At 67.7% G+C, this 24,761-nt stretch carries 25 protein-coding genes and 1 tRNA gene; 10 read left to right on the plus strand and 16 right to left on the minus strand.

What is annotated here, in order from left to right:
* Positions 1-62: 62 nt before the first annotated feature.
* The 12 genes from OZ671_RS19795 to OZ671_RS19850 all read right to left on the minus strand — a co-directional run bounded on the left by OZ671_RS19795 (position 63) and on the right by OZ671_RS19850 (position 12,419).
* On the minus strand, positions 63-1,262 hold the full coding sequence (locus OZ671_RS19795) for an aminotransferase class V-fold PLP-dependent enzyme (RefSeq protein ID WP_268862346.1): 1,200 nt from the start codon (positions 1,260-1,262) through the stop codon (positions 63-65).
* A 153-nt stretch (positions 1,263-1,415) separates the two neighbouring features.
* Positions 1,416-2,261 (minus strand): ABC transporter permease, encoded by an 846-nt coding sequence (locus OZ671_RS19800; RefSeq protein ID WP_268862347.1) that lies wholly within the window; start codon positions 2,259-2,261, stop codon positions 1,416-1,418.
* Positions 2,258-3,091, minus strand: a complete 834-nt coding sequence (locus tag OZ671_RS19805) for an ABC transporter ATP-binding protein (RefSeq protein WP_268862348.1) — start codon at positions 3,089-3,091, stop codon at positions 2,258-2,260. The genes OZ671_RS19800 and OZ671_RS19805 overlap by 4 nt, the downstream gene beginning before the upstream one ends.
* 91 nt (positions 3,092-3,182) lie before the next feature.
* Positions 3,183-4,214 (minus strand): taurine ABC transporter substrate-binding protein, encoded by a 1,032-nt coding sequence (locus OZ671_RS19810; protein ID WP_268862349.1) that lies wholly within the window; start codon positions 4,212-4,214, stop codon positions 3,183-3,185.
* 103 nt (positions 4,215-4,317) lie between these two features.
* Positions 4,318-5,055 (minus strand): GntR family transcriptional regulator, encoded by a 738-nt coding sequence (locus OZ671_RS19815; RefSeq protein ID WP_268862350.1) that lies wholly within the window; start codon positions 5,053-5,055, stop codon positions 4,318-4,320.
* Between the two features lie 275 nt (positions 5,056-5,330).
* A tRNA-Leu gene (locus OZ671_RS19820) sits at positions 5,331-5,415 on the minus strand.
* A 62-nt stretch (positions 5,416-5,477) separates the two neighbouring features.
* Positions 5,478-7,553, minus strand: coding sequence for an autotransporter family protein (locus OZ671_RS19825; RefSeq protein WP_268862351.1), 2,076 nt, complete (start codon positions 7,551-7,553; stop codon positions 5,478-5,480).
* A 119-nt stretch (positions 7,554-7,672) separates the two neighbouring features.
* Positions 7,673-8,167, minus strand: a complete 495-nt coding sequence (gene gpt, locus OZ671_RS19830) for a xanthine phosphoribosyltransferase (RefSeq protein ID WP_268862352.1) — start codon at positions 8,165-8,167, stop codon at positions 7,673-7,675.
* Positions 8,168-8,306: 139 nt separating this feature from the next.
* Positions 8,307-9,071, minus strand: coding sequence for a competence/damage-inducible protein A (locus OZ671_RS19835; RefSeq protein WP_268862353.1), 765 nt, complete (start codon positions 9,069-9,071; stop codon positions 8,307-8,309).
* 94 nt (positions 9,072-9,165) lie between these two features.
* The gene (locus tag OZ671_RS19840; protein WP_268862354.1) at positions 9,166-9,993 is read right to left on the minus strand and encodes a transglutaminase family protein; all 828 of its coding nucleotides are present in this window, start codon (positions 9,991-9,993) and stop codon (positions 9,166-9,168) included.
* 38 nt (positions 9,994-10,031) lie between these two features.
* Positions 10,032-10,976 (minus strand): alpha-E domain-containing protein, encoded by a 945-nt coding sequence (locus OZ671_RS19845; RefSeq protein ID WP_268862355.1) that lies wholly within the window; start codon positions 10,974-10,976, stop codon positions 10,032-10,034.
* Between the two features lie 15 nt (positions 10,977-10,991).
* Positions 10,992-12,419, minus strand: a complete 1,428-nt coding sequence (locus OZ671_RS19850; RefSeq protein ID WP_268862356.1) for a circularly permuted type 2 ATP-grasp protein — start codon at positions 12,417-12,419, stop codon at positions 10,992-10,994.
* A gap of 194 nt (positions 12,420-12,613) precedes the next feature.
* Between OZ671_RS19850 and OZ671_RS19855 the strand changes: the two genes are divergently transcribed.
* Positions 12,614-13,369, plus strand: coding sequence for a peptidase (locus OZ671_RS19855; protein ID WP_038305762.1), 756 nt, complete (start codon positions 12,614-12,616; stop codon positions 13,367-13,369).
* A gap of 69 nt (positions 13,370-13,438) precedes the next feature.
* Here the strand turns inward: OZ671_RS19855 and OZ671_RS19860 are convergent, their stop codons facing one another.
* Entirely contained in the window at positions 13,439-15,697 is a 2,259-nt protein-coding gene (locus OZ671_RS19860) for a glycoside hydrolase family 3 N-terminal domain-containing protein (protein WP_268862357.1), read from the minus strand.
* 128 nt (positions 15,698-15,825) lie between these two features.
* Here OZ671_RS19860 and OZ671_RS19865 point away from each other — a divergent pair, with 128 nt between their 5' ends.
* The 7 genes from OZ671_RS19865 to OZ671_RS19895 all read left to right on the plus strand — a co-directional run bounded on the left by OZ671_RS19865 (position 15,826) and on the right by OZ671_RS19895 (position 20,555).
* Positions 15,826-16,605, plus strand: coding sequence for an alpha/beta fold hydrolase (locus OZ671_RS19865; protein WP_268862358.1), 780 nt, complete (start codon positions 15,826-15,828; stop codon positions 16,603-16,605).
* Positions 16,606-16,616: 11 nt separating this feature from the next.
* Entirely contained in the window at positions 16,617-17,471 is an 855-nt protein-coding gene (locus tag OZ671_RS19870; RefSeq protein WP_328286392.1) for an alpha/beta fold hydrolase, read from the plus strand.
* 247 nt (positions 17,472-17,718) lie between these two features.
* On the plus strand, positions 17,719-18,549 hold the full coding sequence (gene cysE / locus OZ671_RS19875) for a serine O-acetyltransferase (RefSeq protein WP_268862359.1): 831 nt from the start codon (positions 17,719-17,721) through the stop codon (positions 18,547-18,549).
* Positions 18,550-18,691: 142 nt separating this feature from the next.
* Complete coding sequence (locus OZ671_RS19880) at positions 18,692-18,904, plus strand: DUF3126 family protein (protein ID WP_038305755.1); 213 nt, start codon at positions 18,692-18,694, stop codon at positions 18,902-18,904.
* 123 nt (positions 18,905-19,027) lie between these two features.
* Positions 19,028-19,348 (plus strand): DUF6949 family protein, encoded by a 321-nt coding sequence (locus OZ671_RS19885; protein WP_038305753.1) that lies wholly within the window; start codon positions 19,028-19,030, stop codon positions 19,346-19,348.
* A 70-nt stretch (positions 19,349-19,418) separates the two neighbouring features.
* A complete protein-coding gene (locus OZ671_RS19890) occupies positions 19,419-19,949 on the plus strand; it encodes a gamma carbonic anhydrase family protein (RefSeq protein WP_038305751.1) in 531 nt (176 codons plus the stop codon).
* A gap of 3 nt (positions 19,950-19,952) precedes the next feature.
* Positions 19,953-20,555: a 2-hydroxychromene-2-carboxylate isomerase gene (locus tag OZ671_RS19895; protein ID WP_268862360.1), complete on the plus strand. Its 603-nt coding sequence runs from the start codon at positions 19,953-19,955 to the stop codon at positions 20,553-20,555.
* Between the two features lie 237 nt (positions 20,556-20,792).
* On the opposite strand, the gene OZ671_RS19900 is transcribed toward OZ671_RS19895, so the two are convergent.
* The 3 genes from OZ671_RS19900 to OZ671_RS19910 form a co-directional block, all read right to left on the minus strand.
* Positions 20,793-21,419, minus strand: coding sequence for a transglutaminase-like cysteine peptidase (locus OZ671_RS19900; RefSeq protein WP_268862361.1), 627 nt, complete (start codon positions 21,417-21,419; stop codon positions 20,793-20,795).
* A gap of 335 nt (positions 21,420-21,754) precedes the next feature.
* Entirely contained in the window at positions 21,755-22,414 is a 660-nt protein-coding gene (locus OZ671_RS19905) for a PilZ domain-containing protein (protein ID WP_268862362.1), read from the minus strand.
* A gap of 85 nt (positions 22,415-22,499) precedes the next feature.
* Positions 22,500-23,117: a PAS domain-containing protein gene (locus OZ671_RS19910; RefSeq protein ID WP_268862363.1), complete on the minus strand. Its 618-nt coding sequence runs from the start codon at positions 23,115-23,117 to the stop codon at positions 22,500-22,502.
* Positions 23,118-23,350: 233 nt separating this feature from the next.
* Here OZ671_RS19910 and OZ671_RS19915 point away from each other — a divergent pair, with 233 nt between their 5' ends.
* Both OZ671_RS19915 and OZ671_RS19920 read left to right on the plus strand, forming a co-directional pair.
* Complete coding sequence (locus OZ671_RS19915) at positions 23,351-24,070, plus strand: rhomboid family intramembrane serine protease (RefSeq protein ID WP_268862364.1); 720 nt, start codon at positions 23,351-23,353, stop codon at positions 24,068-24,070.
* Positions 24,071-24,315: 245 nt separating this feature from the next.
* A complete protein-coding gene (locus OZ671_RS19920) occupies positions 24,316-24,750 on the plus strand; it encodes a CBS domain-containing protein (RefSeq protein WP_268862365.1) in 435 nt (144 codons plus the stop codon).
* Positions 24,751-24,761: the final 11 nt, after the last annotated feature.

Raw genomic sequence — 24,761 nt, forward strand, 5'->3', positions numbered from 1 at the left:
CGGTCGCCGATCGGCCCGGATATCGGGCCGATCAAGGCCATGTTCGGGGCGCGGCCCGCCGCCTATCCGTAGGTCGCCTCGATTTTCGACTGTCCGTGGCCGCCGCGCAGGACGTCCGCGACGCTCGCCCTGAGATCGGCGACGAAGTCCTGCCGCGCGGGCTCGTGGAGGAGCGACATCATGAGGTGAAGCCCCGGCGGGCGCCGCGTCAGGGTCGGCAGCCAGCCGCGATCGGACATGCCCTTGGCGACCGCGCCGATGTCGTAGCTGTCGGAGCCGAAATTGATGATGGACATGTCCGGCCTGGCCCAGATGCGCATGCCGTCGATGGCCTCGATGTCGCGCAGATAGGCATCGGTCATGTCGGCAAGACGCGCGGCGGCCTTGCGATAGCCCTGCTCACCGAGGTGGTGAAGGACCGCCCAGGCCCCTGCGACCGCTCCTGCCGGCCGTGTTCCGGCCAGGGTCGCGGTGCGGAAGGTTCCCGAGGGCCACGCGTCGGCGACGAACATGGCCCGTTCCTGGTCGGCGCGATCCCGGTAGAACAGGGTCGAGGCCGGCTTGGGGCAGAAGCCGAATTTGTGAAGGTCGGCCGAAATCGAGCGGACGCCGGCCAGGCGGAAGTCGAAATCGCGCAGGGGGCGACCGTTCTTCTTGAAGAAGGGCAGGATCCAGCCGCCGACACAGGCGTCGACATGCAGCCAGATCCCGGATTCGACCGCCAGTTCGGCGATCGCGTCGATCGGATCGATCACACCGTGCGGATAGCAGGGGGCCGACCCGACCAGCAGTATCGTCCGGTCGTCGATCAGCTTGCGCATGGCCTGCACGTCGACGCGGCGATCCGGGTACAGGGGCGCGCGCCGCAGCTCGAGATCCATCACGTCGGCCGATTTGTCGAAGGCGGCATGGGCCGAGTCGGGCATGACGATGTTGAGGCCGCCATCGTGCCGTCGCCCGTGCCTGGCACGGTAGGCGTCGCGGGCGGCCTTGACGGCCAGAAAGATGCTTTCGCTGCCGCCGCTCGTAAACGACCCGGCCGCGCCGTCCGGGGCCTGGAAGAGGTCCAGCCCGCAGTCGAGCACCTCCTTCTCCATCCGGCCGATGCCGAAGAAGGCCCGCGTTCCGCCGAGCGCATTCTCGGTGAAGAAGTCGAAATAGGCATTGCGCCCGACGTCGTGGGTCTCCTGGTCGTTGAGGAACACGAACAGCGGCGCGCGGCCGCGCCGCCAGTCGATATCGGTGCTCGCGAATGCCTGCATCTGGGATTGCAACGTCGCCCAGTTCTCGCCGCGGGCGGGGAATGGCTTCCGGATTGGCGATGACACCTTATGTCTCCTTCTTGTGCGACCGATCTCCGCCGGGGCGCTGCGTCTCTTTTCCGGCCGCAGCGGGCCGGCGGCGCGGCGCTCCGGTCAATCCTTGCCGGTCCAGTGCACGAGGTTCGTTTCGAGAAGCAGGAAGGCGCGGTCGAGCACGTAGCCCATGGCCGCCATGATCAGCACGCCGACCAGCACGATGTCGGTCTGCAGATATTCGGCGGCCGTCAGCGCCATCCAGGCGATGCCGTCGGACGTCGCTGTCAATTCGGCGCCGACCAGCATGGTGACGCCGATCGAGATCGAGACCCGGATGCCGGTGAAAATGCCGGGCAGGCTGGCCGGCAGCAGGATGCGGCGAAAGACGATCCAGGACGATGCGCCAAGCGACTGGGCAGCCTGGATCTTCTTGGTGCTCACCGCGCGCACGGCCTGCATGGCGCTGATCGCGATCAACGGAAAGACCGGGGCCGCGATGACGACGATCTTCGACAGGTTGCCGATGCCGAACCAGATCAGGAAAAGCGGCAGCAGAGCCAGTTTGGGGATCGGCCTGATCGCCTGGATCGGTGGTTCCACGATGGCTCGGATGGTCCGGCTCGTCCCCATCAGGAGGCCCACCGGCACGCCGACGAGGATGCACAGGGAGAAGGCGATGGCGAAGCGGTAAAAACTGACGCCGACGTGATGGCCAAGCGAGCGGCCCTGATAGCCGTTCTCGACAAGGCTCATGAAGGTCTGGAAGACGGTCAACGGGGAGGGGAGGAAGACCGGACGGATCACCGGTTCCCACAGGCCCGAGCCGGTGACCGCCGTCCAGAGCGCGAGAATGGCCGCGAATGTCAGGATCGTCAGGCCGAGATCCCGCCGGCCGAGCTTGCGGCGCGCATCGCCCTCGTCGGGCGGCGCTTCGATGTTCAGCGTGCGGTCGGCCGCGCTCACGGGTGCATCTCCTCAAGACGCTGGGCCTTTGCCGCTTCGGATCTCAGAAGTTCCAGAATCGTTCGCCGGGCCGCCGCGAATTCCGGCGATGCCGCGAGATAGGGGTCGTCGGACCGGGAGAACGACGACTCGAAGGCGGCTTTCGTCCGGCCCGGCCGCGACGCCATGACCAGCACGTGGGTGGCGAGGAACAGCGCCTCCTCGATCGAATGGGTGATCCAGATGACGGTCTTGCCGGTGCGCTGCCAGATCCGGCGCATCTCCTCCTGCAGGAGTTCGCGTGTCTGCTGGTCGAGGGCCGCGAAGGGCTCGTCCATGAGCAGAATGTCGGGATCGTTGGCCAGGGCGCGGGCGATGCCGACGCGCTGCTGCATGCCACCGGAAAGCTGGTACGGATATTTCGAGGCGAAGCCGTTCAGGCCGACCAGGTCGAGGAGCTGGCTGGCCCGGTCCCGCGCCTCGGCGACGCTCACGCCGCAAGCCCGCGGCCCGAAGGCGACGTTCTCCTGCACGCTCATCCAGTTGAACAGAGCCCCTTGCTGGAACACGACGCCGCGCTCGGCGCCGGGGCCGCGAATGGGCTTGCCGTCGAGCGTGACTGAACCGGTGCTCGGCGTCTCGAAACCCGCCACGATGTTGAGCAGGGTCGTCTTGCCGCATCCGGACGGGCCGACGACGCACAGGAAGTCGCCCTTGTCCACGCTCAGGTCGAAGGGAGCCAGGGCCTGGACCGGGCCTGACGGGGACGGGAACGATTTCGAGAGCTGTCTGGCCTGCAGCTTCGGCGGGGCGTGCCCACGCGGGACGTCGAGGGAGACTGGCTTGATCATGTCCGTTTTCGACTGAAAGGCTGTATGAGCCCGGCGGGGCCGTTGCGCGATGACCGGGCCCGGGGATGGACGTCGGACGGGCGCCGCGCGCTCAGACCATCTGCTTCACGAAGGAACTGTCGACCCATTTCGACAGGTCGGCAGGCGCGCGCGGCATCTGCCCGCTGCGGACGAGGAAGTCGGCCTGCTTGGCGAGCGCCGTGACGACGCCGCTCTCCGCGGCTCCGGGCTCGCCCATCCATTGCGGGCTCAGCATCGTCTTCGGCGCGATGGTATGCGTCGTGCGTGCCACCAGCAGCGCCGTCTCGCGCGGGATCTGCAGGAAGGGGGCCATGGCATCGGCAACCTCCTCCGGCTTGTCGCGGTAGATGGCATTGATCCGGTCGAGCTCCTTCAGATAGGCGAGCACCAGGTCCGGATGGTCCTGCTTGAACTGGTTCCGGCAGACGATGGCGTCGAAGATCAGGATGCCGGACGGCGCGAGTTCGCCGGTGGTGAAGATCACGGTCCCGCCGCTCTGCACCAGCACGCCCTGAACGGGATGCCAGATATAGGCCGCGTCGATCGCATTCTGCTGCCAGGCCGCGAGCATCGCATCCGCCCGCAGATTGACGAGCTCGACCTGGGACGGCGAAAGGCCGACCGTGCGGAGCGCCGCGATCAAGGCGAAATGGACCGAGGTGTTGAAAGGGCAGCCGATCTTCCTGCCCTTCAGGTCGGCAAGCCCCGCGATGCCGGCGCCGTTCCGCACGACGAGCGCTTCGCCGTCGCGAACGATCTTGTGCACGTAGACCATGGACACGGGCAGGCCCTGGGCGAAGCTCACCAGCATCGGGCTCGACCCGATATTGCACAGGTCCATGCTGTTCGACGCCATGGCGGTCAGGATCTGCGGGCCGCTCGAGACGCCGACGAAGTCGACCGCGACGTCCGCGCCCATCGCCTTCTGCATCGAGCCGGTGGCCCGGGCGAAGTTCTGCTGATTGGCCGACGAGAAGTAACCGAGGACAGCCTTCCTGGCCTGGGCGAAGGCCAGGTCCGTCCCGAAGGTCGACATGGCAAAGGTCGCCACGCCGAGATTTGCTCCCCACTGCAAGGCTCCGCGCCTCGAAAGCCGTGTCATGGCCGCCTCCCTCTTGTTCTTTGAGCGCAATCTTGCGGTGCGCCTGATTTAATTTGATCGATGATATATCATTTTTGAACACGGTCAAACGCCGCCGCCTGGCTCACACCAGCACGGAGATGATGGCGTTGGCGCCTTCCGTGAGGTCCTTGTGCATGGCGCGCTGCGCTGCGGGCTCGTCATGGCGCCGAAGCGCGTCGATCACGTTGCGATGGTTCTCGTAGCCGATCAGCTTGCGCCGGTATTCCGGGAGTAGGCGGGTGCGCGTCGGGCCGATCTGCAGCCAGAGCGTGTCGATCAGCCGGCGCAGGACGGCAGAACCGGCCGCGTCGTAGACCGAGAGATGGAATTCGGAATCGAGCCGCAGGCCCTCGTCGAAATCCTCCGCGAGGATCCTTGCCTTCAGCCCTTCGTTGATGTCGTCAAGGCGCTCGACTAGAGCGTCGGTAGCATTCCGCGCGGCCATCGCCGCCGCCATCGGTTCGAGCTGCAGGCGGATGCGCGTGATCTCCTCGTACTGGGCACGATCGAGCTCCGGAATGGAATACATCCGGGTTTCGGAGACGCTGATCGCGCCTTCGGTCGCGAGCCGGGTGATCGCTTCGCGCGCGGGCGTGAGGCTCACGCCGAGCGTGCGGCTCAGCGCCCGTGCCGTCAGCTTCTCGCCAGGCTTCCACACGCCGAGAAGCAGGCCCTCGCGCAGCTTGAGATAGACCTGTTCGGTCAACGTCGATGCGCGGACGACGGCTTCCGGTACCTTGCTCTTCAGGTCAAGTCTGTCACGTCCCGGTTCGGCCAAGCTGGCTCCTCGATCGTTTCCCCCGGGGCGGCGGCCCGGCAATGTTCCGCTTCAGGAGCATGCGATACAGACTCAGTTGCCGGTTCAGCAAGCGCGAACCGGCCGGGATCGCCGCACCGTGGTCGGAGGCGGCCGTCGAGAGCGATCCCGAAGGCCACGGTCGGTGATCGCATGCAGGTCTTCGGGGGGCCGACAGATGAGCGGCGGCGTCCCGGACAGGTCTCTTCGACGCGAGGCTGCCGGCCGGCGAAGCGCCGCCGCCTCATGCCGCCGATAGCCGGCGCGGGCACTCCAGTTGCCTTCGCTGTCCGATAGGATGGTGCGCACGGCCGGACTCGAACCGGCATGCCCGAAGGCGCAAGATTTTAAGTCTCGTGTGTCTACCGGTTCCACCACGTGCGCATGGCCGGCGGTTTAGAGCATTCCGCCGGTTTTTGGAAACCGGCAAATTCCGCAGCGCGGCCCTACCAGCGCAGGCGCGCGCCGATCCGGCCCTGGTGGGTCATCTCGCCGTGCCGGAACTCGCCGTCATAGCCGGCATAGATCTGCAGCCAGTCGGAGTGCGAGACGCCGAGCTGCAGGCCGACGAGGGCGGCGTTGCGGCCGAGCACGGTGTCGCGCACCGTGAAGGTCTGGCCGAGGATCGCTGCGGAGACGGGCGGCGAGGGATCCTTGAAATCGTGTCCCCAGGCCAGCTTGAACTCGGGGCGCCAGACGAGGCCGTGATCGCCGCGGATGGCAAGCCCCGTGCTGAGGCCGATCTGGGCAAGGGCGCGTGCCGGCCGGTCGGCCATGACCGTGAGGTTGAAGCCGCCGGCGCCCGTCTCGGTGAAGGCGGCGCGATTGACGTCGGCATAGGCGATGCCGGCAAAGGGCTTGACGAAGGCCTCGCCGAAATGAGTCGGCATCTGGAACCGGTAGCCGATCTCGGTGGTGGCGAGCAGGCCGAAGCCGCGTGTCGCGCCGCGGGCGGCAAGGGCGGTATCGCCGATGCTGAAATTGCGCGTCGACGACATCTCGGTCCAGCTGCCGCCGACGACGGTGTCGATCTCGACGCGGCCGAGACTCAATGCGCCGTAGACGGCGCCGGCCAGCGAGCTCGACGTTCCCACGAAATTGTCGCCGCGCGTGCGGGTCGCCGTGTAGAAGCCGGCAAAGCCCACGGTCAGGGCGGGCGTGACCGGCCGGTCGATGCCGAAAACGAAACCGCCGCCGGTATTGGACCAGCCCGATCCGCTGTCCGCCTTGACCGCGCCGCCATTGCCGAAGGCCTGGCCCCAGACGCTCCAGCCCGCGGCCCGGGCGCGCGCGGCGCCGTCGTCCGGATCGGCATAGGCGAGCGCACCGGCCGGCAGGCCCGCGGAGGCCTCGAAACGGCCATTGCTGGCGGCGCCGAAAGTGGGCGTGAAGATGGCGTCGGCGGAGCCGCTGCGCAGGCTGTCGCGCCGCTGCTGCAGCATGGAGGCGAAGCCGAGGACCGACTGGAGCGAGGTGGCCGTCTGGCCGCCATAATCCCGGCCGGACATGGCGTCGAGGGCACCGGGCAGGGCGGCAGTCGAAAGGCTGTAGATGCGGGTAAAAACGTCGCTTTCGGCCGGATTCAGCGGGGCGCCGGGCGCCGGGCGGGCATGGTCGAGCGCAATGGCGACGGAGAGCCCGGGGCCGTTCAGCGTGATGCCGACCGAGGGCAGGGCGGCGAAGGAGGCCGGCGTGATTGCGGCGACGATGCTGGTCGGAGAATAGAGGATGTCGAGCCGGCCATTGACCGGCAGGCCCGTGGCGCCGGTCGCGTCGGCCTCGACCGAGACGCCGGTGAAGCGGCCGGAGATCCCGGCTCCCAGCGCGGCGCTGACGACTGTAAATCGCGTGCCTATGGCTGGCGCATAGGTGTTGGTCGCTCCCGTGCCGATATCGCGCAGCCGGGCCGAGAATGTCCCGTCCGCCGTGAAGGTGTGGCCGGCGCCGAGGACGAGCAGGCGATCGTGGCTGCCGGGGCCACCGGCCGTGAGCGGGCCGTCGATATCGGCCTGGAAGACGCCGGTGGGGCTGAGCGTGACATTGCCGACGATGGTCAGGGTCCCCGGTGAGGTGCCGGGATTGATGAGGCCCTGGACGGTCACGTCGCCGCCGATCAGCCCGGAACCGCCGAGTCGGCCGTTGGCGCCGACGGTCAGTCCCGGGGAGAGCAGGACGCCATCGACGGTGAGCAGACCGCTGCGTACGTCGACGGCGCCGAAGCCTGCAAGGCCGGCAATGCGCAGCTCGCCGTAATTCTGCGCTGAATGTCCGGAGAGCGGGCCTCCGGTCGGCCCGTCATTGGCAATGGCCAGGGTGCCGAGTGTCGCGATCGGCGTGGTCCACAGGTCGGTACCGCCTGCAGTCACCGTCGTCGTATGCGAATCGAAGGGGCCGAGGATCGGCTCGATCGCACGCGCCGTCCCATGCGCGAGGACAAGCGCCAGCGCGGAGCCGAGCAGGAGGCCGGCGCGGCTTGTGCGATGGGCTGTTCGAGCGGTGAGGCCGGACGTCGAGGCTGGCAATATCGCTTCCGATCGATGCACTGGTTGCGGTGCACAGGTCGTTCGGCAGGTTTCGTACCCCAGCCGAGGCATGACATGCAAGGCTCGGCGCGCAAGGCGCTCCGGCGCTGCCGCTGCGCTCAGCCGCCCTCGCGGATCGGCGGCTGGAACGAATAACCCATGTCCCATGGGAAATAGATCCAGGTATCCTGCGACACTTCCGTGACGAAGGTGTCGACCAGCGGCCGGCCCTGGGGCTTGGCGTAGACGGTGGCGATGTGGGCTTTCGGCAACATGTCGCGCACGACCTTCGCCGTCTTGCCGGTGTCGACGAGATCGTCGACCACCAGGATGCCTTCGCCGCCGCTGGCGGTCAGGTCCGGGGCGATGGTCTTGATGACCTGCAGCTGCCCCTGGTTCTGGTAGTCATGGTAGCTGGCGATGCACACCGTATCGATCAGCCGGATGCCGATCTCGCGGGTGACGATGGCGGCCGGCACGAGACCGCCCCGGGTGATGCAGACGATGGCCCGGAACGGGCCCTGGCCCGACAGGCGCCAGGCGAGAGCGCGGGCGTCGCGGTGGAACTGATCCCAGGAAACCGGAAAGGCCTTCTCGGAATGGGGCGTGGCCATGGAGAACTCCGCAACGAACGGCGCTTGACGCTTTTGAGGGACCGGCACCCTAACGAGGTGCTGGCGCCAGGCAAGCGTTTGCGCGTGCTCCTGACGTGGAAATCCACCGTTCTCGACGTTTTTTCCGCCGAAACGGCAGTCAGCCGCCCCGCGTGACGACGATTTCCGAGCGCGCCGGCTTGTGCGCCTCCACCATGGCCACGACGGCGGCCTCCGCGGCGGCCAGCAGGCCCTCGTCCTTGGCGCGCAGCACGAGGCGCGTATAGAAGCCCTTGTCGTTCATCATGGGATAGCTGCCCATGATCACGCCGGGATGGGCCTTGGCGAGCACGCCGTAGGGCGTGCCGATGTCGCCTTCCTTGAGGCCCGCGGCCTCGATGGTGACCTGCAGCATGCGCGTGCCGGTCTTCAGCTTCGGCGCGACATTGTCGAGCATCACCTGCATGATCGAGGGCACGCCCGCCATGGTGACGACGTTGCCGATCATGAAGCCCGGCGCCTTGGACACGGAGTTTTCCACGAGCTCTGCCCCATGGGGGATGCGGGCCATGCGCAGGCGCGCCTCGTTCAGGTCCTTTTCCGGAATCCGCTCGAGCAGCATGGCGCGGGCGCGCGGGTCGACGTCGATCGGCACCCCGAAGGCCTTGGCCACCGAGTCGGCGGTGATGTCGTCATGGGTCGGCCCGATGCCGCCGGTGGTGAAGACGTAGTCGTAGCGGTGGCGCAGGGCGTTGAGCGCCGCGACGATGTCGTCTTCCTCGTCCGGGACGACGCGCACCTCGCGCGTGTCGATGCCGATCGCCGTCAGATATTCGGTGATGTAGCCGATGTTCCGGTCCTTGGTCCGGCCGGACAGGATCTCGTCGCCGATGACGAGAATGGCGGCGGTGACGGTCTCGGGCATGCGGCTCTCCGGGCGCTGACGGGGCGGGTTGCCCCATCGTCATAAACTCCCGGGCTCGGTTCTGCACGCCGAAGGTCGCTGCGGGGCGGGCGGCTCAGCTCTGCACCTGCCGCCGGGCCTGGTCGACCTGGACCTTGACGGTCAGCGCTTCGCCGGCGCCGCCATAGCGCGTGCCGCGCACCGGGGCGGCGCCCAGATAGTCCAGCCCGGCGGCGATGCGGATATGCGCCTCCGCCGGGCAGATGCCGTTCGCGGGATCGAAAGCGACCCAGCCGAGATCCTCGACATGGGCCTCGGCCCAGGCATGGCCGGCTTCCTGGTCGACCGTTCCGTCGGCATGCAGGAAATAGCCGCCGATATAACGGGCGGGAATGCCGAGATGGCGCGCCGCGGCGATGAAGATATGGGCGAAGTCCTGGCAGACGCCGCGTTTCAGCGCAAAGGCCTCGACCGCCGTGGTGCCCGCATGGGTCGGATCCTTGTCGAAGGTGAGGTGCCCGTTCAGGCCGCGCATCAGTTCGTGCAGGCTTGCGAGCGCGGCGCCGCCCGCGGCGGCGCGGCGCTGCTCGGCATAGGCCTTGATGGCTGCGTCGGGCCGGGTGAGATCGGTCTCGCGCAGGAACAGCGCGGGCGGAAAGCGCTCCACCGAACCGCGGATGACGCCAGCCGTGTCGGTGGTTTCGACGAGGCCGTCGACGCGGACGACCAGGCGCTCGACCGGGCCGGCCGCGGTGAATGTATGGGTGATGTTGCCGAAGGCGTCTTCGTGGGCTTCCAGGCGGCAGTCCTGATCGACCTCGACGCGCCACTTGGCGACGTGCTGGCCGGCAAAATTGCGCGGCGTCAGGCGCAGCGTCTGGATCACCGAGCTGGCCGGCGCCTCGTAGCTGTAGACGGTTTCATGGGCGATGCTGATGCGCATGGACCGGTATCTCGTTCGCTTGCCGTCCGGAGGGCGTCTCAGGCCAGATATTGCTGCGTGATGGCGTTGCCCAGCCGATTGTTGTCGGCAATGAAATCGGTGACGAATTCATGCAGGCCCGCCTGGAAGATGTCATCGATGCGGGCATTTTCAAGCTTGGTGCGGATGGCGCGCGCGGCGCGCTGTGCCGGACCCTGGCGGCCATAGGCGAGCGACACGCTGTCCAGGTTGCGCACGATGCTCTCATAACAGGCGGCGAGCGAGCGCGGCATCTGATCGTTGAGGATCAGGAGGTCGGCGACCAGCCAGGGCTTGAGGCTCTCCTTGTAGACCCAGTGATAGGCGGTGAGCGCGGAGACCGCGCGCAGGATGGCCGACCACTGGAAATAGTCGAGCGAGCCGCCGACCTGCTCGGCGCCCGGCAGAAGCACGTGGTATTTGACGTCGAGAATGCGGGCGGTGTTGTCGGCCCGCTCGACCATCACGCCGAGGCGCGAGAACCAGTAGCCGTCGCTGCGCAGCATGGTCCGATAGGCCGAGCCGTCGAAGCGCAGGCCGGTCTCCTTGACGAAGGACAGGAAGCTGCCGAGCTGCTCGTCGCGCTTGAGGTTGCTCGCCCGGTAGCGGTTGAGATCGAGCCATGCCGAATTGATCGCATCCCACATCTCGGTCGTCAGCGCCGTGCGCACCGCCCGGGCATTGGTCCGCGCGATCTCGAAACACGACCGGATCGAGGAGGGGTTGTCGGGCGAGAAGGCGAGAAAATCGACCACCGTCTCGCGGGTCGCCTTGGGGTGCACGGCATGGAAGGCGGGCGCGCAGCCGGCGGTGGCGACCGCCGATTCCCACTCGTTGGAGGAACCGGCATAGGCCGAGGGCAGGTTGGCGAGGCGCGTCGAGGCTTCGATGATGCGGGCGAGGAACTCGGCCCGTTCGACATAGCGGGCGAGCCAGTAGAGATTGTCGGCGGTGCGTGACAGCATGATGGATCGCTCGCCCTATACGTCCAGGACCCAGGTGTCCTTGGTGCCGCCGCCCTGGCTGGAATTGACCACGAGCGACCCCTCTTTCAGCGCGACGCGGGTCAGCCCGCCCGGCACGATGCGCACCTTGTCGCGGCCGGTCAGCACGAAGGGGCGCAGGTCGACATGGCGCGGCGCGATGCCCTCCTCGACCAGGGTCGGGCAGGTGGAAAGCGCGAGCGTCGGCTGGGCGATGAAATTGGCCGGATCGTTCTGCAGCTTCCTGCGGAACTCGTCGATTTCGGCGGCACTCGCCTTCGGCCCGATCAGCATGCCGTAGCCGCCCGAGCCGTGAACCTCCTTGACCACCAGGTCCTTCAGATTGTCGAGCACATAGGCAAGCCCGTCCGCCTCGCGGCAGCGCCAGGTCGGCACGTTCTTCAGGATCGGCTCCTCGCCGAGATAGAATTTCACGATCTCCGGCATGTAGCTATAGACCGCCTTGTCGTCGGCGACGCCGGTGCCGACCGCATTGGCGAGCGTGACGTTGCCGCGATGATAGGCCGAGACGAGCCCCGGCACGCCGAGGGCCGAATCCGGCCGGAAGGTCAGCGGGTCGAGGAAATCGTCGTCGAGGCGCCGGTAGATGACGTCGACCCGCTTCGGGCCTTCGGTCGTGCGCATGTAGACGACGTCGCCCCGGACGAAGAGATCACGCCCTTCGACCAGCTCGACGCCGAGCTTGTCGGCGAGGAAGGTGTGCTCGTAATAGGCCGAGTTGTACTGGCCGGGAGTGAGCAGCACGCAGGTCGGGTCGGCCGAGGCCGAACTCGGCGCCACCGATTTCAGCGTGGCGAGCAGGTCGTCGGTATAGTTCTCGACCGGCGCCACCCGGTGCTGGGCGAACAGTTCCGGAAACAAGCGGAACATGACCTCCCGGTTCTCCAGCATGTAGGAGACGCCGGAGGGTGTGCGGGCATTGTCCTCCAGCACATAGAAGGTGTCGGCGTCGACGCGCACGATGTCGATGCCGGCGATCATCACGTAGATGCCGTGCGGCACCGGCTGCTGGTTCATTTCCGGGCGGAAGGCCGGGTTGCGGTAGACGAGATCGTCGGGAACGATGCCGGCGCGCAGCACCTCGCGCCGCCCGTAGACATCGGACAGGAAGGCGTTGATCGCCTTGACACGCTGGGTCAGGCCGCGCGACAGCGTCGCCCATTCGGCGCTGGTGAGAATGCGCGGCACGACATCGAACGGGATGAGGCGTTCGGTCGATTCGGCGTCGCCATAGACGGCGAAGGTGATGCCGATCCGGCGGAACAGGGCCTCGGCTTCGCCGGCCCGGGTGCGCAGGAGATCGTCCGGGATCGATGCCAGCCACTGGCTCAGGGTTTCGTAGGCGGGGCGGACGCCACCGCCCGCAATGGTCATCTCGTCGAAGATGCCTAGGTCATCCGGCATGCCGGTCAGATCCCCTCTGGAAGGCGAAACATCGCCTGCCTCTGACGGACCGGTTGTGATGCTTCGCCATCAAGCTAGCGGTAAAATAGCGCCGGAGGGAAGGGGCCTTTTGCAGCGCGATATCCGGATGTGGCGGTGCCGGTTGCACCCATCCGGGCAGCCGGCTATGCCAAGCCGACCGGAGAAACTCGTCTATGACTTACTGCTGCGGCATTCTGGTGCGCGATGGCCTGGTGATGATCGCCGACACCCGCACTAATGCGGGGCTCGACAATATCTCCACCTTCCGCAAGCTCCAGGTGTTCGAAAAGCCGGGCGAGCGCGCCATGGCGATCGCCTCAGCCGGCAACCTGTCGATCACCCAGTCCGTGCTCGGTTTCCTGAACGAGGGGCTCAGGAACGAGGAGACCGGCGAGATCGAAACGCTGATGAACGCGCCGAGCATGTTCCAGGCGGCTCAGCGGGTCGGCCGCGCGATTCGGCTGGTCCGGGCGCTCGACGGCCCGGGGCTCGAACGCGACGGCGTCAAGTTCGAGGCCTCGTTCCTGTTCGGCGGCCAGATCAACCAGCGCCGGCTGCGGCTCTTCATGATCTATTCCGCCGGCAATTGCATCGAATGCACCGTCGATACGCCCTACCTGCAGATCGGCGAGCACAAATACGGCAAGCCGATCCTCGATCGCGCGATCAAATACGACACCACGCTGAGCGATGCCCTGAAGATCGGCCTCGTCTCGATGGATTCGACCATGCGCTCCAATCTCGGCGTCGGCATGCCCATCGACATTGCGGTGATGCCGCGCGGCGAGGCGCGGGTCGAAACCAACTATCGGATCGAGCCGGGCGAGCCTTATTTCCACGACCTGCGCGAGCGCTGGTCGGCGGCGCTGCGCAAGGCGCATATGGATATTCCGCCGCCGCCCTATTCGGGGTCGAACATAGCGAAGTAGCGAAGTAGCGAATGGCAGGTGGGGGTGGCTGCGCGTCGCGCTTCGTCCCGACCCGCCCTTCGCCACGTGCTACTCGCCAACCTCGACGGTCGCCGCGAGCGATGCGCGCGAATCCGTGCCGACGAAGACGTCGTAGAGGCCGGGCTCCAGCCGGCGCCGGCCCTGGTCGTCATGGAAGGCGAGCGCCTCCACCGGCACGGCGAAGCGCACGGTCTGGCTGGCGCCGGCGGCGAGCGTCACCTTTTCGAAGGCCTTCAGTTCCCGCACCGGTCGCGAGCGCGAGCCGACGCGCTGGCGCAGATAGACCTGCACGACCTCGCGGCCGTCGCGCGCGCCTGCATTGGTGATGCGCACCGAGCCCACGATGGTGCCGGCCAGCGGCACGCGAGCCTGGTCGAGCACCAGCTGGTCGAGCGTGAAGCGCGTGTAGCTGAGGCCGAAGCCGAAGGGGAACAGCGGCTCGTTGCGCTCGTCGATGAACGAGCTCTCGTAGCGCTCGTGCTTGATCTGCGGCCGGCCGGTCGGCAGGTGGTCGTAATAGACCGGGATCTGGCCGACAGAACGCGGCATGCTCATGGGTAGCTTGCCGCTGGGATTGACCCGCCCGGTCAGCACCTCGCCGATCGCGACACGCCCTTCCGAGCCGAGATGGAAGCTCTGGATGATCGCCGGCACGCGGGCGGCGATATCGGTGAGCACCAGCGGCCGGCCGGTCTTCAGCACCAGCACCACGGGCTTGCCGGTGGCGATGAGGTCGTTGAGGAGCTCGCCCTGCACGCCCGGCAGGTCGAGCCGGGTGCGGGAGGCGCTCTCGCCCATGAATTCGCATTCCTCGCCGAGCACAGCGACGATCAGGTCGGCGGCGCGGGCGGCCGCGAGCGTCGCCTCGCGTTCGGCGAGCTCGATGCCGCATTGGGTGGTGAAGCCGGAATGGGCGGATATGCGGACCTGCGGCCCGAGGTGGCGGGCAAGCTCCGCCTGGACGGTGGACCGGCGGATGCGCGGCAGGCCGACATTGTCGCCGTACTGCCAGTCCTCGTCGACCATGGCGAGCGCGCCGACCACCGCAATGGAACGCACGTCCGGGCGGATCGGCAGGATGTCGCCGTCGTTCTTCAGCAGCACCATGGCCTCGCGCGCCACCGCGAGCGCCGCCGCGCGGGCCGGCGGCGTGATCAGCAGGCCGGCGGTCGCGGCCGGATCGACCGGCGCGGCCTCGAACAGGCCCATGTGGAACTTCACCCGGAGGATGCGGCGGACCGCCTCGTCGATCGCGGCGACCGGCACCCGCTCGGCCCGCACCTCGTCGGCGAGATGCTGGATGTAGAGGCCGGAGAACATGTCCATGTCGACGCCGGCGAGCAGCGCCTTGCGCGCTGCCTCGGCGCCGTCGGCCGCGACGCCGTGCTTGATCAGCTCCTCGATCGAGGCGAAGTCGGAGACGACGAAGCCGCGGAAACCGAGGCGGCCCTTGAGCAGGTCGGTCAGGAGGCCGCGATCGGCCGTCGCCGGCATGCCGTTCATCGCGCTGAGCGAGGTCATCGCGGTGAAGGCGCCTGCCGCGATCGCCGCCTGGAATGGCGGGACATGGCGATCGAGCAGCTTGGAGAGCGGGATCCAGACGCTGTTGTAGTCGCGGCCCGCCTCGGCCTCGCCATAGCCGGCGAAGTGCTTGACGCTGGTCGCCACCCCGCCGCGGTGATAGCCGCGCACCCGGGCGGCCGCGACCACCGACGCCAGATGAACGTCCTCGCCGGCGCCTTCGAACACGCGGCCCCAGCGCGGATCGCGCGTGAGATCCACCATGGGCGCGAAGGTCCAGTTGACGCCGGCCGCCCGCGATTCCCTGGCCGTCCAATAGGCGGCCAGCTCGATCAGCTTCGGATCGAAGGTTGCAGCCTGGCCGATCGGCTGCGGGAAGTAGGTGGCGAAGCCGTGGATCGCGTCGAGGCCGATGATCAGCGGGATCTGCAGCCGACTCGTCCGCGCGAGATCCTGCAGGCGGCGCACCTCCCGCGGGTCGATGAAGTTCATGATCGCGCCGGAGCGGCCGGTCGCGACCCATTGCGGATCGAAGCCGTCGCCGCGTCCGGTCAGGTTGAGCTGGCCGATCTTTTCGTCCAGCGTCATCTGCGCCAGCAGCGCTTCCACCCGCCGCTCGATCTCGGCCGCCTCCGGACCGCTGCGCCAGGCCATGGCGTTCGGGTCCTGGACGGCGGCGGGCTGGGAGGGCTGGTTCTGGGCGCTTCGGTTCTGGCCTTGGGCCGGGCCCGCCAGGGAGAAGGCCAGCGTGGCGAGGGCAAGGGCGGGCAGGAAAAGGCGAGACATGAGCTTCGTTGGCGCTCCCAGGACGCAATCGGGCATGCGTAGCGCGGGATCGCCGGTCTGTCATCCCGGCAGGTCACCGCACCGAAACAGGGCCTTTTCGCTGCGGCGGCAGGCGGCTAGAAGACAGCATGCCCAGTATGCCAGCGCCCATTCCGCTCCAGACCTTCCCGTCAGACGGCGTTTCCATCGCCTATTTCGACGTCGGCGACGGCGAACCGATCCTCTGCATTCACGGTTTTGCCTCCACCGCCCATATCAACTGGGTCTATCCCGGCTGGGTGGAGACCTTGACCAAGGCCGGCCGGCGCGTCATCGCGCTCGACAATCGCGGCCATGGCGCCTCGGAGAAGCTCTACGAGCCCGCAGCCTACCACACCCGGATCATGGCCGAGGATGCCCGCCGGCTGCTCGATCATCTCGGTCTCGACCGGGCCGACGTGCTCGGCTACTCGATGGGCGCGCGGATCACGGCCTTCCTCGCCCAGCGCCATCCGGACCGGGTGCGTTCGGCGGTTCTCGGCGGGCTCGGCATCCATCTCGTCGAGGGCGTCGGCCTGCCGGAGACCATTGCGGATGCGCTGCTGGCGCCCTCGCTGGAGGAGATCACCGACCCGCAGGGCCGCATGTTCCGCGCCTTCGCCAACCAGACCCGCGCCGACCGGAACGCTCTCGCCGCCTGTATCCGCGGCTCGCGCAACGAAATGACCGCGGAGGAGGCCGGCGAGATCCAGTGTCCGACGCTCGTCGCCGTCGGCACCAAGGACAAGATCGCCGGCCCGCCGGCACCGCTGGCGGCCCTGATCCCCCGGGGAGAGGCGCTCGACATCCCCGACCGCGACCATATGCCGGCGGTCGGCGACAAGATCTTCAAGGCCGGCGTCGTCGGTTTCCTCGGCCGCCGGCCCTGACGGCCCGCGCCATGTCCATGCAACCGCGGCACGTCCGCTTCACCGGCGCCGACGACAATCGCCTCGAAGGCGATGTCTATGGCCAGGGCGCGCGCAGCGCGCTGCTGCTGCACGGCGGCGGCCAGACACGGCATGCCTGGCGGGCGACGGCGCGCCGGCTTGCCGAACGCGGCTTCACGGCCATCCCGGTCGATCAGCGCGGACATGGCGACAGCGCCTGGGTCGACAGCGGCGCCTATTCGTTCAGCGACTATGGCCGCGACGCGGTCGCGCTCGGCCGCCAGATCGAGCAGCGTTTCGGGGCGAGGCCGGTCGCCATCGGTGCATCGCTCGGCGGGCTAGCCTCGCTCCATGCGCTCGGCGAAACGGACTGCTTCGCCGCCCTGGTGCTCGTCGACATCACGCCGCGCATGGAACGGAGCGGCGTCGCCCAGGTGCAGCGCTTCATGACCGCGAGGGCACGCGACGGCTTCGCCACGATCGAGGAGGCGGCCGAGCAGGTCGCGGCCTACCTGCCACATCGCAAGCGTCCGCCCTCCGTGGAGGGGCTGCGCAAGAACCTGCGCCAGCGCGCCGACGGGCGCTGGTACTGGCACTGGGATCCGCGGTTCTGGGACGGACCGCGCAGCGTCAATGCCGAGGGCGAGGCACTGCTGTCGGGGCTCGAGGCCGCGGCCGCCCGGCTGGCCGTCCCGACCTTGCTGGTGCGCGGTGCCGGCTCGGAAATCGTCACGCCCGAACATGCCGAGGCTTTTCTCGCCCTGGTGCCGCATGCGCGTTTCGTCGACGTCGGCGGCGCCAGCCATATGGTGGCGGGCGATCGCAACGATGCTTTCGCCGAGGCGATCCTGGCATTTCTCGGCTGACCCGGCTGCGAGGATCGATTGGCCGTGATCTGCCGATTCTTCATAAAAATCAGGCGATTGGTGTCGTCGGCTCAGGTTCTGATTCCGATTCAGGCGGCGCGGCCCCGATGGCAGCGCCGGCTGCCATTCCGATTCAGCGTCTTCCCACCAAGTCCTTGACCTGTGATATGTGCAGCGCAGCAGGACCTGATCCTGCCGCCGGATGGCGCCGACCCCTGTCGCGGGCGCCGTACGACAGGAGGCGATGATGTCAGCAGGCTTTCGTTCGGACCACCGCCAGCGCGCGCAGGGGCTGGAGACGGTCGACCCTGTCTGGCATCGCATCCGGGCGGAGGCGGCCGCGGCGGCGGAGCGCGAGCCGGCGCTCGCCACCTTCCTGTTCGGTTCCGTCTCCTCGCAGCATTCCCTCGAAGAGGCGGTGGCGGCGCGCGTCGCCAGCCGGCTCGATCATGCCGACGTGCCGATGGCGATCATCCGCCAGGCCTTTCACGATGCCCTCGGTCAGTCCAACGAGATGGGCACCGCGATGCGCGCCGACATCATGGCCGTGGTCGACCGGGATCCCGCGACCGAACGCGCGCTCGAGCCGCTGCTCTATTTCAAGGGTTTCCACGCCATCCAGAGCCACCGGCTCGCGCACTGGCTGTGGACGACCGGACGGAAGGATTTCGCGCTCTATCTGCAAAGCCGATCCTCCGCCGTCTTCCAGACCGACATCCATCCGGCGGCGCGCATCGGCCGCGGCATCTTCCTCGACCACGCGACCGGCCTCGTGGTCGGCGCGACGGCGGTGGTCGAGGACGACGTGTCGATCCTGCAGGACGTGACGCTCGGCGGCACCGGCAAGGAGACCGGCGATCGTCACCCGAAGATCGGCCGCGGCGTCATGATCGGCGCCGGCGCGAAGGTGCTCGGCAATATCGCGATCGGCCACCATTCGCGCATCGCCTCGGGCTCGGTGGTGCTGGCGCCGGTCCCGCCGTGCAAGACGGTGGCCGGCGTGCCGGCGCGCATCGTCGGCGAGGCCGGCTGCGCGGAGCCCTCGCGCAGCATGGATCAGATGATCGCCGGGGGATAGCCGGGGCGGGCGAGAGTTCCGCCTTTGACTGTGCCCGGTAGCCATGGCACACGGCGATCTTGATCCGACGTGCCTCGCATTTGGTGGCCGGCCCGACCAGGGCGCCGCCGGGGCCATGTCTTGCAACACCGGAGGCCGCACCGTGGACAAGCAGGAAATCGCCAAGTTGCAGGACTACCTGCGCCGCAAGTTCGGCAACACGACCATCAAGCTGACGCCCAATCCGCGGCGGCGCGAAATGATCGAGGTCAATCTCGGCGACGAGCAGATCGGCACGCTCTACAAGGACGTCGAGGATGGCGAGACCTCGTATACGGTGACGATCTCGATCCTGGACATCGATCTCGAGGAGTGAGCGTTAACCGTTCCTTCAGGAACTCGGCCGGGATCCTTAACAAAAGCCTAACGGCGCGGTAGCAATTGTACCGAACCGGGGCGGCGCCTTCCGCCGTCCCGCTCGTGTGCCGAGTACCGCGTCATGTCGCCGTCGTCGCTGCAGCTCCTCCATTCGCTCATGCTGGGCTTTGCCGTGGCCGGGCTGTTCGCGGCGCTCTACCGGGCGCTCGCCGAAAAACCCGCCAGCTTCCGCCTGCTGCAGACGGGCGGCGTCGGCGGGGTGCTCGCCGTACCGTTCCTCGCCTTTGCGGCGCCCGCCATCATCATGCGCAACACGATCCGGGGCCGGCGCATTCACAACCGCCGCTTCGAGTTCGTTTTCCTCGCGACGCTGATCGCCGGCGTCTGGAGCCTGATGTCGGGGCGCGTCGTCTCGATGGTGCTGGTTACCGCCGGGCTCTGATCGGTCCTTCGGCGCCTTCTATTCGTCCGGTCGGCATGGCATAGCTCGTCCAACACCTTGGAGGAGCCCCATGCCCATCTATTCGCTCGACGGCACCGTGCCGGAACTGCCCGCCGGGGAGCGCTTCTTCGTCGCGCCGGACGCCCACGTCATCGGGCGGGTGAGGCTCAAGGCCGATGTCGGCATCTGGTTCGGCGCCGTGCTGCGCGGCGACAACGAATGGATCGAGATCGGCGAGCGCACCAACATCCAGGAAATGTGCGTGCTGCACACCGACATGGGCTATCCCATGGTCATCGGCCCGGACTGCACGGTGGGGCACAAGGCGATCCTGCACGGCTGCACGATCGGGGCGAACAGCCTGATCGGCATGGGCGCGACCGTCCTGAACGGCGCGAAGATCGGCAGGAACTGCCTCGTCGGCGCCAGCGCCCTGGTGACCGAGGGCAAGGAATTTCCGGACAATTCGCTGATCGTCGGCTCGCCGGCCCGGGCCGTTCGCACGCTGGACGATGCCGCTGTGGCGCGGCTGAAGCAGACGGCGGCGCACTATGTGGAGAACGCCGCCCGGTTCAAGGGCCAGCTGAAGGTGGTGGGCTGAACGATGGCGGCGCCAGCACTCGATTTCTATTACGAGTTCGCTTCCACCTATTCCTATCCGGCGGCCATGCGCCTTGCCGACATCGCCGAAAAGGCCGGCGTCGCCGTGCGCTGGCGCCCGTTCCTGCTCGGCCCGATCTTCGCCGAGCTCGGCCTCACCACCTCGCCGTTCAACATCCAGCCGGCCAAGGGGCGCTACATGCGCCGGGACCTCGAGCGGACCATGGCGGCGCACGGCCTGCCGTTCCGCATGCCGGAGCCGTTTCCCGCCAACAGCCTCCTGGCGGCGCGGGTCGCGACGGCGCTGCCCGACGACGGTCGCCGCGCGGCCTTTTCACGCGGCGTCTACCGGGCGTCGTTCGGCGAAGGCGCCGATATCAGCGATGCCACCGTGCTCGGCCAGGTCCTGAAGGCCGAAGGCATCGAACCCGTGCCGCTTCTGGTGGCGGCCGGCGGCGACGCCGTGAAGCGCGAGCTGCGCGCCACCGTCGAGACGGCCAAGGCCGCCGGCATTTTCGGCGCGCCCAGCTTCGTCACCGCCGACGGCGAGCTGTTCTGGGGCAACGATCGGCTCGACCAGGCCGTGGCCTGGGCGGCGAAAGGGTGACGGCCGGCCCTCGTTCTGAGGCACCGGCCGTCGATCGCGGGCCCGGTCGGGGACGGGGAGGGGTGGGATATGACCGGGGCCGCGAATCGTCGAACCGTGGTGGGCGACAGCGGGGCTGTCGGGACTGCGATCTCCTGAAACCGTTTTGGGCAAACAACAGCGAAGCTGTCGGAACGCTCGCCACTTTTGAAGCATCACTGCCAAAGCGCGGATCCATCGGCCGCGCCATGGCATTCCTTATTGCGAGGCGACGGCGGCCGGGGCCGAGGCCGGGCCGATGGTCACCCAGCGGTTCGGATCCTCGCGCGACTGACGCTTGACGAAGCGATAGCCGGTCTCATGCCAGAGCCGGATGTCGTCGGTCTCGTTGTCGAGCACATAGTCGCCGCGGTCGGTCCTGACGGTGAGGATGGCATGACCTTCGCCCTTGCGGTCGCGAACGACGGTGATCAGGAGCGCGCTGGCCGGCAGGCCGGCGCGGACCAGCATCTGCTTCTTCAGCAGGACATAGTCCTCGCAGTCGCCGCGGCCCGACAGAGGATAGGTCCAGACCTCCTCCTGGCCATATTGCTCCATGTCGGTGACCGGCTCGATGGCAGCGTTGACATGCGCGTTGATGCTGGTGAGCTGTCCCCACGCCGCCCGTGTCAGCGCGAGCGTCTCGATGCGGGCCGGCCGTGACCGGCAGTCCTCGGGAAAATGCGCGCAGAACTGGGTCCAGCCGATCGGCACGCTGGTCTCGCCGGCTTCGGTGAGCGCCGCCGGAGGCTGGCCGGCCGCGCGCGAGCCTGCGCCGCCCGGCACGGCGATGATCGCCAGCGCCAGCGCGCAACCTCCCAACACCGTCGTCCACCGGCCCGGCATCGCGTGTCCCTCCGTCGATGGCGGCACGATGGCAGGCCGGCTTTGCGGCGGGCTGAAGCGAAACGGTGAAAGGCGAGGTGTTCCGGTGAGGCTTCGTTCAGTTTAACGCGGCGTGGATTCAGACGATGGAATGCGGTGAAAATGCCGTCTGGTGCCATTGCGGCCGGCAGTGTCAGTGCAGCGCCGGATTTCGGGGGCAGCCACGCGGCGTAGCCGGCAGCGCGGCGGCGGCTGCGGTTAAGCGGCCCGGCGGCAATGGAGCGGTTGTCTTCAGCTTTCGTTCAGCACGCCCGGAACGACGGGTTCCGCATGTGGCGGAAAGTGGACGGCAGCAGTCAGCGCAGCGCCACCAGGTCGTCCTGGGGCCGGCCGACATCCGCACCCAGCTCGCGCGCGAGCTGCAGGATGGTCTCGATCGGCTGCTGGCCGGAAAACTCCACGGCGAACCCCTTGTCGAGCATGCGCACGACCCGCCCCATGGTGCGGGACACCTGCACGACATCGCCGATCCTGGCGCCCGAGGCTCCGGCGACCGCCGCACCCGACAGCGAGATGTCGATGACCCGGACCGGGAGCTTTTCGCCCGAGGGCATGGTGACCGTGGTGAACGGATTGGTCGGCACCACACGCTCGTGGCGGCGATCTTCGGGCAGGCCCAGAATGTGCCGGTTGGCAAGCCAGGTGAGCTGATCGGCGAGCTTGTCGCGTTTGCGCGCGGAGGCTTCGATCGTCATGCTGAAACCGGTGGGGGTGACCCGCACGATCATGCCCTCGATGCGGCCGACATGGTCGAGATAGGCCACCACCCGCTCGCCGAGCTTGCCGACGACGGGCGCGACGATCTGGGCGCCACCCGGCGACATGTCGATGGCCTGGCACGGAAACTCGCGCCGGTCGCTCAGCATGAACCGGCCGAGCACATCGACGCGCACGCGCTGAAAGCGGCGGCTTTCTTCGCCCGAAGCAAGGGTCAGGACTTTGGGCAGTGCTGGCATGTTCCGGGGATGGTCGACGGCCTCTCCGGACATTAGGGCTATGTCGTTAACGCAGCGTTGCCTCGACGCATCAATCTGGCGGCAATCAGGCCGTGCGGCCGCCTTCGATCACGCGCAGCGAGGGGCGGGACGGGAAGATCGCCGCAATGGGCGAGGGCGCGGCATGGGCCACGGCGGCCCGCGGCTCTGCCGCCTGGCGGTTGTTCTGCCAGTTCGGCCAGATCAGCTTGATATGGACGAGCCGCAGCTCGGTGATCTCATCGCGGCCGACCCAATAGGGCGTCTCGGCGCTGGAAACGACGCCGATCATGCGCGCGCCGATCCGGCCCCGATGAGCGAGCGGCAGAATGACGAGCTCGAGCGGCACGGTCTCGCCGGCGGCGCTGACACCTTCGGCGGCGATCAGGAGGCCGGTCGGCGCGGCATTGGCGTCGGCGAGCCCCTGCGCCACCTTGGCACGGTCCTGTCCGGTGAAATGGCCGAGGAACGACTGGCCCTTCATCTCCTGTCCGAAAATGGCGCAGACCCGCGAGCCGGCCAGGCGGTAGGGCACGACGCCAAGGCGGTCGCTCTCCAGGATGAAGGTGTCACCCAGGATACCGGCAATGCCGCGCGGCTCGATTTCGGCGCGATCCGGAGCGATCCCGCCGGCGCGCAGCCCGTCCCAATAGGCGAACAGGGTTCGGCTCGCTGCATGTCGCATGGAATTCCTCGTAACCAGTCTGTGCCGTGCCGGGACAGTTTCCAGTCCTTCCGGCGTTTCTGCCGGAGCAGTTGCAGATCGCATGCCAGGGCGGCTGCCCGCGCCTGGAGCGCGGCGGCGATCTTTTGGCCGACTTTGCCGCGCCGCCATGGCGAAGCGCGGCAAATCGGGTTAGTGAGGCAGTCAAGAGCGGCCGCCCCACGGTCGCCATGGCCGCCGAAAGCCTCAAGAATTTGTCCCAGCGCGAACCGATCCTGAACATTCCCGGTGTCATCGCGGTGCTTTCCGGCGCGATGATCCTGATCCACGCGGTGCGGATCTATCTGCTCGATCCGGAGACCGACCTGCAGGTGCTGCTCACCTTCGCCTTCATTCCGGGCCGGTTCGAGCGTTCGCTCGCCGCGTCCTGGGGCTTTCCAGGCGGTGTTGCGGCCGACATCTGGAGCTTCGTCAGCTATGCCTTCCTGCATGCCGACTGGACGCACCTGACCGTCAACGTGCTCTGGTTCGTCGTCTTCGGCAGCCCGGTCGCGCGCCGCTTCGGACCGGCGCGCACGGTCGCCTTCTTCGTTGCCACGGCCGCCGCCGGCGCGGCCGCCCACCTTGCCGCCAATGGCACGCAGATCGCGCCGATGATCGGCGCGTCTGCCGCCGTCTCGGGTTTCACGGCGGCGGCGGTGCGCTTCATGTTCCAGCATGGCGGGCCGTTCAGTCCGTCGGGCTGGAACGATCCCGACGCCGTCTATCGCGTCCGGGCCCACAGCCTGATGGAAACGCTGCGCGACGGCCGGGCGATGAGCATGATCATCGTCTGGGTGGTGCTGAACGTCGTCTTCGGCGCCGTCAGCCTGCCGATACCGGGGGCCGAGGGACAGATTGCCTGGCAGGCCCACCTCGGCGGATTTGTCGCAGGGCTGGTATTATTCCGCTTCTTCGACCCCGTCCCAGCCTGAGCTAGCCTGCGATCATCTGGCTTTGCCGCAGCGCACCACAACCGGCTTGCGCGAAAGGCGCGGCCGGTAAATCCTTGTCGTCCGGTGCGACCGGGGCATGATGAGGGCATGTCGGGGTGACTGGTGTGATGATCTCCTGTGGTTCGCCCGCATTCGAAACGGAGGATTCGGGCCAACCCCCAGGTGGTCGAAACGACAGGTGATCTCGACGCGGGACTGGTCCGTTCGAAACGGAGGCAACCACTATGAGCGTCGTTCGCCACATTCTCGACCGCAAGGGTCGCGAGGTCGCGACTATTTCACCCCAGGCGTCGCTGGCCGATGCCGTTCACATGCTGGCTGACCGGCGGATCGGCGCGGTGGTCGTATCGTCGGGCGACCGGGATATTGCGGGGATCCTGTCCGAACGCGACATCGTCCGGGCCGTCGCCCGGCTCGGTGCCGGCGCGCTCGACAGCGGCGTCGCCGAGACCATGACCACCAAGGTGGTCACCTGCGCCGAAACGGACTCGATCGGCGACCTGATGGAACGCATGACCGAGGGCAAGTTCCGTCACCTGCCGGTGGTCGAAAAGGGCAAGCTCGTCGGCATCATCTCGATCGGCGACGTCGTGAAGTCGCGCGTCGCCGAGATGGAACACGAGCAGAGCGCGCTCAAGGACTACATCATGAATTCCTGACCGCCGCCGCC

This window comes from Phreatobacter sp. AB_2022a (assembly GCF_026847585.1).
In the GTDB taxonomy this organism is placed as follows: Bacteria; Pseudomonadota; Alphaproteobacteria; order Rhizobiales; family Phreatobacteraceae; genus Phreatobacter.